The following is a 258-nucleotide window of genomic DNA, read 5'->3' as shown; positions in this document are numbered from 1 at the left end:
GACGCCATTGTTCGTCGTACGGATACGTGCCGAACAGGATCAGGCGGTGCTTCTCGATGATGAAGGCCCAGCAGGCGCCGCCGACGGACGCGCGGCATTCCTGCGCGTTGGCGGCGGTGTAGTTGGCCTTGATGAAAGCCCATTCCACCAGCGCCGGCACCGACATCAACAGGAACCAGGCCACCAGCACGGTGATCAGGATGTTCAGCGGCGAGGAAAACAGGCGCTCGCGCACCCAGGCCCACGCACCGACGTGGG

At 64.7% G+C, this 258-nt stretch carries 1 pseudogene; it reads right to left on the bottom strand.

Going from position 1 to position 258, the window contains the following annotated elements:
- Nucleotides 1-258, bottom strand: a pseudogene (locus tag AC6LJ2_RS30140) (amino acid ABC transporter permease); the annotation flags it as partial.

It is taken from the genome of Achromobacter sp. 1014246743 (assembly GCF_059760725.1).
Note: the sequence above shows the minus strand (reverse complement) of the source record. Positions and strands in the feature narration are given on the sequence as shown.